The sequence below is a fragment of the Synechocystis sp. IPPAS B-1465 genome, from assembly GCF_003015225.1.
Taxonomy (GTDB): domain Bacteria; phylum Cyanobacteriota; class Cyanobacteriia; order Cyanobacteriales; family Microcystaceae; genus Synechocystis.
In genome coordinates, this window is the sequence record NZ_CP028099.1 from 50102 (window position 1) to 61200 (window position 11099).

General features: G+C 45.6%; 8 protein-coding genes and 1 pseudogene. 5 read left to right on the forward strand and 4 right to left on the reverse strand.

What is annotated here, in order from left to right; genetic code table 11:
• Nucleotides 1-9 precede the first annotated feature (9 nt).
• Nucleotides 10-2232: a cellulose synthase operon protein YhjQ/BcsQ gene (locus C7I86_RS17735; RefSeq protein WP_011153589.1), complete on the reverse strand. Its 2223-nt coding sequence runs from the start codon at nt 2230-2232 to the stop codon at nt 10-12.
• A 260-nt stretch (nt 2233-2492) separates the two neighbouring features.
• On the opposite strand from C7I86_RS17735, the gene C7I86_RS17740 reads away from it, so the two are divergent.
• The 4 genes from C7I86_RS17740 (at nt 2493) to C7I86_RS17755 (ending at nt 6180) form a co-directional block, all read left to right on the forward strand.
• On the forward strand, nt 2493-2891 hold the full coding sequence (locus C7I86_RS17740) for a cyanoexosortase A system-associated protein (protein WP_234376125.1): 399 nt from the start codon (nt 2493-2495) through the stop codon (nt 2889-2891).
• Between the two features lie 44 nt (nt 2892-2935).
• On the forward strand, nt 2936-3925 hold the full coding sequence (locus C7I86_RS17745) for a glycosyltransferase family 2 protein (protein ID WP_011153591.1): 990 nt from the start codon (nt 2936-2938) through the stop codon (nt 3923-3925).
• A gap of 92 nt (nt 3926-4017) precedes the next feature.
• Nucleotides 4018-4809 carry a WecB/TagA/CpsF family glycosyltransferase gene (locus C7I86_RS17750; RefSeq protein ID WP_011153592.1) on the forward strand — a complete coding sequence of 264 codons (792 nt, stop codon included), beginning with the start codon at nt 4018-4020 and terminating at the stop codon, nt 4807-4809.
• 147 nt (nt 4810-4956) lie between these two features.
• Nucleotides 4957-6180 (forward strand): glycosyltransferase family 2 protein, encoded by a 1224-nt coding sequence (locus C7I86_RS17755; RefSeq protein WP_041428260.1) that lies wholly within the window; start codon nt 4957-4959, stop codon nt 6178-6180.
• A 75-nt stretch (nt 6181-6255) separates the two neighbouring features.
• On the opposite strand, the pseudogene C7I86_RS19320 reads toward C7I86_RS17755, so the two are convergent.
• Both C7I86_RS19320 and C7I86_RS17760 read right to left on the reverse strand, forming a co-directional pair.
• Nucleotides 6256-6525 (reverse strand): annotated as a pseudogene (locus tag C7I86_RS19320) (IS1 family transposase); the annotation flags it as partial.
• Nucleotides 6526-6752: 227 nt separating this feature from the next.
• Nucleotides 6753-7706 carry a sugar transferase gene (locus C7I86_RS17760; RefSeq protein ID WP_011153594.1) on the reverse strand — a complete coding sequence of 318 codons (954 nt, stop codon included), beginning with the start codon at nt 7704-7706 and terminating at the stop codon, nt 6753-6755.
• Between the two features lie 164 nt (nt 7707-7870).
• Between C7I86_RS17760 and C7I86_RS17765 the strand changes: the two genes are divergently transcribed.
• Nucleotides 7871-10222, forward strand: a complete 2352-nt coding sequence (locus C7I86_RS17765; protein ID WP_011153595.1) for an NACHT domain-containing NTPase — start codon at nt 7871-7873, stop codon at nt 10220-10222.
• Here C7I86_RS17765 and C7I86_RS17770 read toward each other — a convergent pair.
• Nucleotides 10190-11098, reverse strand: coding sequence for a PleD family two-component system response regulator (locus tag C7I86_RS17770; RefSeq protein WP_011153596.1), 909 nt, complete (start codon nt 11096-11098; stop codon nt 10190-10192). The genes C7I86_RS17765 and C7I86_RS17770 overlap by 33 nt on opposite strands.
• Nucleotide 11099: the final 1 nt, after the last annotated feature.

Below are 11099 nucleotides of genomic sequence, written 5' to 3' on the forward strand. Positions count from 1 at the left end.
GTCAATCCCTCAGATGGTGGCGATTACCCCTAGGACAGGAATTTGAAACTTTTCTACCGTTGTTAAAGCCTGGTGAGTTTGGGACTGGGACGTATATTTAAGGCGAACTATTAGACAGACTCCATCAGTACGATTCAAAAGAAAGGGGGTATCTGGGACAGTTAACAATGGGGCGTTATAGATGACCAAATCATATTTGTGGGTCAAGGTTTGGAGTGCCGGGTCGAGGCGACTCAGCCAGCGCTGTAAACGAATGGGATGGCCAGCGTTCATTGTGCCAACAGGGATGATTGCCAAACCGTCCTCATAGTGGACTAGATTAAGTAACTGTTGCGGGTCGGTATCGCTATTTAAAACATTGACCAGTCCCTGCTCCAATTCATCAGTATTATTGCCATGGTGATGAATGTCGGGATGTTGCAAATTGGTATCTATCACCAAAACAGTCTGACCAGCATTGACTGCGGCCCGGGCAAATTGCATCGTCACAGATGCTTGACCACTTTCGTTATCGATCGCCGTCATGGCCATGGAACGAATACCTTGCTCTTGATACTGAAAATAAAAATTGGTGTAAATTTGCTGGCCCCTATCCTCCCCCATGGCAACAATCGCCTCATTTGCTTCTGTGGGCAAAACTTCGTCTTCTAAAGCATCTTTATCATGGGCAATTCCTGAATCCAGCAGCGGCAATTCCCCCCAAACGGAGTAACCCAAGCCAAATTTAAGGTCGCTGTTGCTGTAAAAAATATTCCGACTCCTTTCCCAGGCGATCGCCAGCAGCAATCCCAAAACTAGGCCGCTCCCCATACCAGCAATCATTTTTTTCTTCGGATCAGGGGGGAAAGAAATCGGCAAACCATCGGGCCCCCGGGGAATAGCTGGTGCAGAAATGATTTTCCAAGGGACATCCTGTTGGGCCGCTTCCACCCGCAACGTTTCCCGTTGATTGGCTAATGTATCCAGTAACCCTTTCTTTAAATCAAGCTGTCGTGCCACCTCATCGTATTGAGCCGCAATGGTGGGAAATTGATCTAAGTTAATCCGAAGACGCTCTTGGTTAGCCACCAGAACTTGCCGGCGAGTTAAGCGTTTAGCAATTTCATTTTGCGTCACAATTAACTGGTCCAGCATGGTAATTCGGCTGGTATTCTGAAACATAAAAATATTGGGGTTATTATCACCTTTTAGGGAGCTAGATTTGAGAATTTCTTTAGTTCTAGTTTCTAAAAGAGTTTGCAGATTGTTCCGTTTTTGAAACAAGTCCTGCATTATGGGATTTTCATTGGTGAAACGACTGGATTCGGCGGCAATCATCGTTTCTACTTCTTGCAATTGCTGTAACAGATTTTGGCGCTCTGGATTTTGGCTCAGATCAAGGACAACCAATGCTTCTGATGGTGAAAGCCCTAAAGTTGATTCTAGGTTTGATTTTAATGATCTTAATTCTTCCAGCTCTTCATCAATTTTCTGGATATCGAGTTGATTAGCTTGATAAGCCTCGTTGAGATTAGTGGCCTGTTGATTGGGGCTAATTATGTTATAGCGCTGTTGTAGGGTCCGCTGTTGTCCTTGCAAGGCGCGGATTTGGGTTTCTAAAATTGGAATTTGTTCATCAATAAAGCTCACACCAGCTTGTAAACTATTTTCCCGTTCCTGCAGACTATATTGTAAATATTGCTCGGCAGTTACCTTTAAAACAGTCTCCACCAAAACGGCATCATTGCCTTCATAGATTACTTCAAGGATTTTTGTATAGTCGAAGCGGCTATTTCCTTCTTGCACACGCTTGACAATTAAATTTTTCTGCAAATTTTGTAACATTGCTGCTTCTGGAATCTGGGGGAGAATATTATGAACTTCAGCGGCAATTTTTGACAACAGTACCGTACTTTTAAGGATTTTTAGTTGGGTGGGATAATCAAGGTTTAAAAGTTCTTGACTGGGTAAATCATTGCTACGGGTTAATACAGAGGCATCTGTTAGCTTTTCTGCTGATGTAACTGGTTCAATTAAGATTTCAAAGCGGCCCACATAGGTGGAGGGGTCCTGGGTACTCAGATAAGAAGTAACCACTAAGCCAGCCCCGGCAAAAGCGACAATGATAAACCACTTTCGCAAAACAAGGTTGAGATAAACCCGCACCAAATTTTTCGAAGTTGCTGGGGGTGAGACTGCCTCAATCTCTGCTTCTTCTGTTGCTAAAAATTCTTCTGCTTCATCGTGAGCCATGGAATATTCGGGCGCTTTGAGAGATCTTTATGGGAGCGGAGACTCGAAGCTGAACGGTGATCTTAGTGGCGATCAGCGGCACACTCAGAGTATAGCAAGGAACTAAATGGCCTAATTTTCTTAAGTTAAACACCGGTCAAGCACGAAGTTAGACGGCGCCCAGTAATCATAGCAATGCGGACGTTAAGACCGAGCTAATCCAACCTATTCTCAGTGCCATGGTGGCGATCGCCAAACTTAGTGCTTCCCAACCTGGGAGGGTGAAAACCTTGTCAGAACATCCTTTCCCCTATCCTCAGCAAGTTACTTTACCCAGTTGGCAGTTGAAAAACTCAAAAACGGCGATCGTTGCTGGCAAGTCCCCTGGTCAACGCTATATCTTGCAAAAAGGGGATATAACTGCCACCATCACCGCTTGCCTCAATCCGAATGCCCCCAGTACCCTCACAGAGCAACAATTTATCAGCAATAAATATCGCCATAACCTTCATTTTTTTGCCTGGTTAGCTGGACAAAAAGATTTAACGGATAGCAGTTGTTTATGGACCCTCATCTCCGCCCCGATCGCCCCGGATGCAACTCCGGATGAGATTACTCAAACCTTTCAACAATTGGAAACGGCCTGGGTAGAGTGGTATCAATGGTGGCAACTCCACTAAACTCCCCAAGCAACCACCTCCATAGTTAACCTCCACTAACCACCATGGAAGATTTAGGAATTGTCGTTATTGGGCGCAACGAAGGCGATCGCCTCAAGGACTGTCTGCGATCGGTGGTAGAAGCTGGCCTGGTTATTTATGTTGATTCCGGCTCCACCGATAACAGTATTGAATTTGCAGAATCTCTCGATGTTGTGGTTGTCCGTCTTGATTTAGCGCAACCCTTCACTGCCGCCCGGGCCCGCAATGCTGGCTTGGCCAAATTATTAGAACTACAGCGAAGTACCAAATATGTACAGTTTGTTGATGGTGATTGTGAAGTTATTACCAATTGGTTAGCAACAGCCTATCAGTTTTTAGAAGAGAATAGGGCGATCGCCGTGGTTTGTGGTCGGCGCAGGGAACGCTACCCGGAGCAATCAATTTATAATCAGCTCTGCGATCTGGAATGGGATACGCCTGTGGGTCAGACGAAAGCCTGCGGCGGAGATGCCATGGTGCGAGTGACAGCATTTCAAACGGTAGGGGGATTTAACGAGGGATTAATTGCTGGGGAAGAACCAGAACTCTGTGTACGTTTGCGACAACAGCAGTGGCAAATTTGGCGCTTGGATACCGAAATGACTTGGCATGATGCCAACATGTTGCATTGGCACCAGTGGTGGAAACGCCATGTTCGTGCTGGGTTCGCCTTTGCCGAAGGAGCGTGGCTCCATGGTCAACCACCAGAGAAGCATTGGGTTAAAGAAAGCCGCAGTATTTGGTTCTGGGCATTGATCATTCCAGTTGTCAGTCTGGGATCTAGTTGCCCCACTTTCGGTCTGAGCTTAGTTTTGCTGTTGGGTTACCCGTTGATTATCTATAAAACGGCACGGTATTTTCAGCAACAAGGATTATCCGCCCAGTTAGCCTGGCTCTATGCCACTTCCTGTCTGCTAGCCAAATTTCCCCAGTTCATTGGCCAACTGCGTTTTCACTGGCTCCGCCTCACCAAACAAACAGCGACGATTGTTGAATATAAAGCTCGATCATAAAGTTATACGGTGCGTAAACAAAACATAGACATGAGCTTAAACAGTCCTGCTCGAAGATGAAAGTGTCATCAAAAAAACACCGGGGCTAAGCAATGAATTCCATCACGCTTCTCAACACAACGATCCATAACTACTCCATGGTTGAGTTACTTGAAGATCTCAATAAGCGTGGTGGATTTGTGGTTACGCCAAATGTGGATCACATGGTTAAGTTGCAGGAAGATGCTGAGCTGCAAGAGGTTTACCAAGTGGCAGATTACCGAGTTTGTGATAGCAAAATCATTGAATACATTCTCAAACTGTTAGGTACACCGATTAAAGAGAAAATCTCTGGTTCTGACTTGTTTCCTGCTTTTTATGAATACAACAAAGACAATACTGATACCAAAATCTTTCTGCTCGGTGCTAAAGAAGGGGTAGCCGATCGCGCTCGCCAAAAAATCAATGAAAAAGTAGGCCGAGAGATGATTGTTGATTCCTATTCCCCTAGCTTCGGCTTTGAGCAAAATCCTGAAGAATGTGCCTACATTCTAGAGCGCATCAAACAATCCGGTGCCACCGTGTTAGCAGTGGGTCTTGGGGCTCCCAAGCAAGAAAAGTGGATTGCTAAATATCGTCATCAACTGCCCAATATCAAAATTTTTCTGGCGATCGGCGCTACCATCGACTTCGAAGCGGGTGAAAAAGCCCGTTCCCCCCAATGGATGAGCAAAGTCGGGTTGGAGTGGCTCCACCGCTTAGCCTCTGAACCTCAGCGGTTATGGAAGCGTTACTTGGTGGAAAGCCTACCGTTCTTTGCCTTGGTGTTACAGTACAAACTGCAAACCCTTCTGTCTGAGCCTGCTTATCCTCAGTTATCTACTGCTGATTCTCGGACCGTTTAGGTGTTTCGGGGTTGCCTAGCCAAAGAATGGGGAAATTTTGAGGGAAGATCGCCCTGTCCTATAGCGATTAGAGTGTTGGATAACTTAAACGATCTAACATTGCCACAGGTCTCGTTTCATTCTCCTCTCAGTTCTCAGCTTGCCGCTATGCTCATCACCGTTTTCATTTCGGCGATCGCCGTTGTTGTCCTTGTGCCCAGTGCCATTCTGTTGTTGGAGTGTGGTGCAGCTTGTTTAGCTCCCTCGGAAAGAACTCAGGCGGTTCCAGGTAATCAAGCCAGAACGCCAGCGGGATTGCGGGTTGCGGTGTTGGTTCCTGCCCACAACGAAGCCCAGGTCATTGCGGAAACATTGCAAAGTATTCAGCCCCAGCTTACTCCCGCAGATACCTTACTGGTGGTAGCGGACAATTGCACCGATACCACGGCTATTATTGCCGAAAGAGAAGGGGCTACAGTGATTGAAAGAATTGATCAAGAAAAGCGGGGCAAAGGCTATGCGTTGGATTATGGGGTGCAGTACCTAGCCCAACACAGGGAACCGGACATTGTTATTCTTATGGATGCAGATTGTTACGTTCATCCAAACTGTATTGAACAACTAACCACCATGGCGGCGCAACGACAGCGACCGATTCAAAGCTGTTATGTCATGGCTACACCCGCAGAACCCAGCATTAAGGATCGACTTTCCGCCTTTGCTTTTTTGGTAAAAAATTGGGTACGGCCCCTCGGATTAAGTCAACTGGGTGCCCCCTGCCTCCTCACAGGCACTGGCATGGCTTTCCCCTGGACGATTCTCAAGAATGCCCCCCTGGCCAGCGATAATATTGTCGAAGATATGCAGTTGGGACTGGATTTGGCGATCGCTGGTTATGCCCCCCTGTTTTGTCCCATGGCCCTGGTTACGGGGTTACTTCCTAAAGCCCAGGACACCGCTATACAACAAAGAACCCGCTGGGAACACGGACATTTAAAAACTTTTATTAGCCAAGCTCCTCGGTTGCTGAAAGCCGCTATTGGGCAAGTTCGTCTGGATCTCCTGGCTCTGGTGGGAGAATTGAGCATTCCGCCCATCTCTTTCCTAGTTTTACTCTGGTTAACTTACGCTTTCGTCAGTTTACTAGCAAGTTTGGCAAGTGACAGTTATCTGCCCCTTTTATTAGCGACCATCGCTGGGGCCATGTTGGGAATGGCAATTTTGCTGGCTTGGATGAAGGCAGCCCAGGAAATACTGCCCTTTACCACCCTGTTAATGACCCCTCTATACCTATTGTGGAAAATTCCTCTTTATTTCAACTTTTTCAGGAAACCCCAAACCAACTGGAATAAAACAAAACGGGACACGGCGATCGGAAAACGGGATACTTAAAATAAACCCAGTTGGAACTAGGTTTATGTTAAAGAAATACAGAATGGCTAAAATGGCCCAACGGGCACTGTCTTCTTAAGGAGTGAGGTGATGAAAACCTCTACACGTCAGGATTTCTGAAATTTGAACAGGGCGGTCAATAAATCCCATAGCCATGGCCGGAGTGGTATTTTTCCTCAGACTTCCATAGGGACGAGTTCAATTGTGAAGCAACCTCTGGACATTAAGGGCTCTCTGCAACCCCTCCAGTTCCTTGGCATAGTGGTTTTGTCGCCGTTGTAGGGCACTATTCAATGCTTCTAAATGATTGGTATGTACTGCTGACGATGGGCTAATTGGCATAAATTGTCCAACCTTCCGACTGTTCGGGGGGGGGAAGCTTCTCACCCACTCGGGTGTAGAGTTCATCTTCTTATTCTCAGTATCCCAAGACGGCATTTGCGTTGATATCTATGCAATTGTCTGTTTAACGTTTCTGGACCTGTACCTAAAACCCCATTACTTTTCTCACGGACCCCTAGAATCGAAGAGATTTTTGGCACGATTGCGGTGCTACTTTGAGACAAACCTACCTAGCAAGCGCCACTACGTTTTGAAAAAACGACTTGGATGGTTTTCAAAATTAGTTTGATGTCATAGCCCAAGCTCCAGCGTTTCTGATAGTTAAGATCCATTTCCACAACTTGATCGAAGTTTAAGACTGTAGAGCGACCATTAACTTGCCATTCTCCGGTTAAGCCGGGTTTCACTTCTAAGCGATTGCTCTGGTGGGAGTTATACTGGGCAACTTCATCCAAAGTGGGGGGACGGGTGCCGACTAAGCTCATCTCGCCGATTAAAACATTCCAGAACTGAGCAAATTCATCGAGGCTAGTTTTGCGGAGAAATTTGCCGACTTTGGTAATGCGGGGGTCGTTGGTATTTTTAAAGAAAGCACCATCAATTTCATTCTCAACTTGATGCTTCAGGGCTTCAGCGTTGGTTACCATGGAGCGAAATTTCCAGATTTTGAATTGTTGACCCTTATAACCACAGCGGGTTTGGCTAAACAGTACCGGACCAGGGCTATCTAATTTAATGGCGATCGCCAGGGGAATAAAGAGGACGGAGGTAATGGTCAACCCCACCAATGCACCGACAATGTCTAATAACCGTTTCCCTTTGGAAATGACAGAAGGATGAACCTGTTGATCAAAAGCTACATCGACATTATCGCCAAAGACTTGATTGGTTGTTTCAGTAAAGGTGAAATATTGATCAATTCCTGCTAGAGTCAGCACCTGTTTCAGTTGCGGGCGTAAACTCCACCCCAATAATTCAACCCCTTTATCCTTTGCTTGTTGTGACAATTGGCGGAGGTAAACGATCGCCGCACTGTCCAACACACGGGTCTTAGCAAAATCGAACACCAGCCGACCCACTTGCGCCTCAGCCTCAAACCATTCAGCCAATTGGGACTGAATAAATGCAACTTCCTGTTGACAAAAGCTTTGGGGAACTTCAATCAGTTGAATAGTGCTAGCCATAGGTAATCACCAAGGAGTTAGAGAACAAAGGCAGTGTTTAGGTGAACTCGTGGTTGCCGTTTAACCGCCTATATCTACTGTCTCTCACCCATATTTACGTTTAGGCCTAAGCCAATGTCTAACTTCTTGAAAATGGGTTCCAAAAATTCTCTATCATTGTAAACATGGCAAAACGTTCCCTTAAAGCTTCACCAGATGGGCAAGCCCAAGCCAAGCAGGCGATGTTGTGCCGGGGCTGGACCCAGGAATATTTGGCGATCGAAGCGGGTTTATCCACCCGTAATTCCGTGTGGAAGTTTTTGACCGGTCGCCCGGTTGACCGCAATATTTTTATGGAAATCTGTTTTCAATTGGATTTAGACTGGCAAGACATTGCTGATCTACCAACGTTTCCGCTTGAAAAAGTTAAAGCAACGGAACCAGTCGACAGGCCAGTAACGGATGAATCCCTTAAGACTACCACGATCCCCGATGTCCCTGATTTAGCGATAATCAAAACAAAATTCAAAGTCCTAGTCGATACCTGGTGCAGTCGTCTTCCTTCCTATGTCGATAGTAACCAATCTCTTTTATTAACTGAAGTTTATGTAGATGTTCAAGTTTTTCCCTTTGCTCCCGATCAACAATGGTTAGCTCAACAAAATTCACTAACGGGTTTGCGGGCTAATACTTTCAGCAATCAACGTTTAGCTCCAACTTCTAAACGGGAGCAGTCAGTCTCCGCCCTAGAGTCGGTATTACAGCATAATCATGTTATGGTCTTGGGCAAGCCTGGGACGGGAAAAACCCTCTTTTTAAAGTATTTGGCTTTGCAATGTTATGGGCAAAGTGCGGGCTTTGACCTGTTACCCATTTTTGTTTCTTTACGCAGTTTTGTAGAGTTCATAGAAGCCTATGAAAATGCTGATTTATTCAGTTATCTAGAGCACATTCTGAGGCAAGCAGCTTTATCTGAAGCAGAGGTTGACTACCTTTTTGAACAGCATAAGCTCCTGCTCTTGCTCAATGCTTTTGATGAAGTTTCCGTAGAAAAAGCTGATTTTGTATATCAAAAAATTTATCAATTTACCGAAAAATATCATCAAAATAAAATCATTATTAGTTGTCGCTCCGCCTCTCAAAACTATTATTTTCAAGGGTTTACCCATTTGGAATTGGCTGGATTTAGTTCCCCACAGATTCAACAATTTACTCAACGGTGGTTTAGCGCTACTTTACAGGATTCCGAGCAGGGGGAGCAAAAAGCAGCTCAATTTTTAGAAACCCTGAGTCGCCAGGATAATCAGGCTATTCAGGAGTTGGCCCATACCCCCATTTTATTAGCCTTGCTTTGTTCGGTTTTTCTGGCTCGTTCCGAATTTCCCAATAAACGCTCCCGCCTTTATCAGGAAGCATTAGCAATTTTATTAACTCGCTGGGATCAAACCAGAGGCATTAAACGTGATCAGATTTATGAAAATTTAACGTTATTGGATAAGTTGAAATTGTTAAGTACCATTGCGGCGATCGCCTTTGAGCAAGGGCAGTATTTAATTGAACAAGAGGAGCTATTACAAATTATTTTAGATTTTTTAAGTACCCTACCGAATGCTGATGATGATTTGGACGCATTATGGTTGAATAGTGAAACCTTGCTCAAAGAAATGGAAATTCAGCAGGGGATTATCGTACAAATGGCCAAAGGGGTTTATGCCTTTTCCCATTTAACCTTTCAAGAGTATTTAACTGCTCGCAAAATTGTAGTGGATTCCACCAGCGAGTTTCCCACCCTATCGTTACAGGAATTAGCGGATCATGTGATGATGCCCCAGTGGCGGGAAGTGATTTTATTAACCGTGGAAATGTTACCCGATCCAGTAAAACTACTCCGCTTAATCCAATCGCAAATTGATGGTCTGTTGCGAAATGATGTTGGACTACAGCAATTTTTGCAGCATGTGGCGACTAAAGCGGAATCCCTAGATGTTCCTTACCTATCTGCGGCTGTTCGGGCATTTTATCTCGGTTTGTTTTGCGGGAGAGAGTTGAATTTAGCGTCTGCCCTTGACCCTAAAATTGTGGGAGATTTAGCTCCCGATATGGCCTTAGATTTGGCCCTATTGCGGGTTTTACATTTAGGGGAAAGGTTAATTGAGCAACCGACCCTAGAAAAATTATTAGAGCTTGGGTTTGGGTTGGATTTAGAAAATCGTTTTACGTTAACAGCGCCGTTGTTGGGCTCGCTCCATCGTCTCAAACAACGCTTACCCGCATCAAGCCAAGATTTAGATACACAATTAACCTGGTGGCAACAAGAGGGCCATGGTTGGTGTGAGGCTTGGCGACAAATGCTGATAGAACAACGAGGATTTGGGCAACCCTGGCAATTGACTGGCTCCCAACAGGAGAAACTAGAGGATTACTATCAAGGAAATTTGTTTTTGTTGGAATGTCTGGAGCAGGTAACAACCCGTTACCGTAAGGCGATCGCCGCCCAGTTACTACTACCCCATGACCAGGGCGAAAAGGTTAGCTAAATCCTGACATCTCCCTTGGACAAAACTGTCCCATTCCCCGGTAAATTGACGATACAGACCTAGCCAACCGAGGGGTTTGGATGAGGAACCGATGGGGATCAGTAACAATGCGGTAGTCTGGAGATCTTTGAGTTTTGTTTTACTCGCTGGGGACAGGGAACTTTGGGGAATATCGGCGATCGCCAAAATTTCCCCCGATGGCAACAATTGATTTAACCCTAGATCCAATAAAGAATAATTCAGGGCCGAAGGGGAGTTAGCCGCCACGGATTCTAACTGGGGAGTCAAATCTGCACCGTAAACCACGAAACGATCAATACCTAAACCTTCCCGCAATGGTTCTAACCCAGAAACCAGATCCGTCGTTAACGATTTCACTGCTGCCAATTGAGCTAACAATTCACTCCAATCCTCCTGCCAGATTAGTTGACGGTCTAATTGTTGCTGTTGAATCGCCCCCTGTTTCAAAGACTGGGAAGCGGAGAGCAGATATCGCACCCGTTGTTTCAGCACTGACCAGTGAATCGGTTTAGTAATGTAATCCGTTGCCCCTGCGGTAAAAGCCTGTTCAATGGACTCACGATCGTCGAGAAAGGTAATCATCAAAATGGGGATGTTTAGGCTTTGGGGAAACTGTCGCAATTGCTGACAACAGGTAAAGCCATCCATTTCTGGCATCATGGCATCCAAAATCACCAAATCCGGCTGTAACCGTTGGTATTTCGCCAGACATTCCTGCCCATTGACGGCTTCTTCAATGACATAACCATCCGCCCGTAATGCCATCACTAACAGGGAACGCAACGAATTATCATCGTCGGTAACTAATATTAGGGGGGATCGCTGTTCATCAACCGTCGGAGAAGTCTCAGTCATC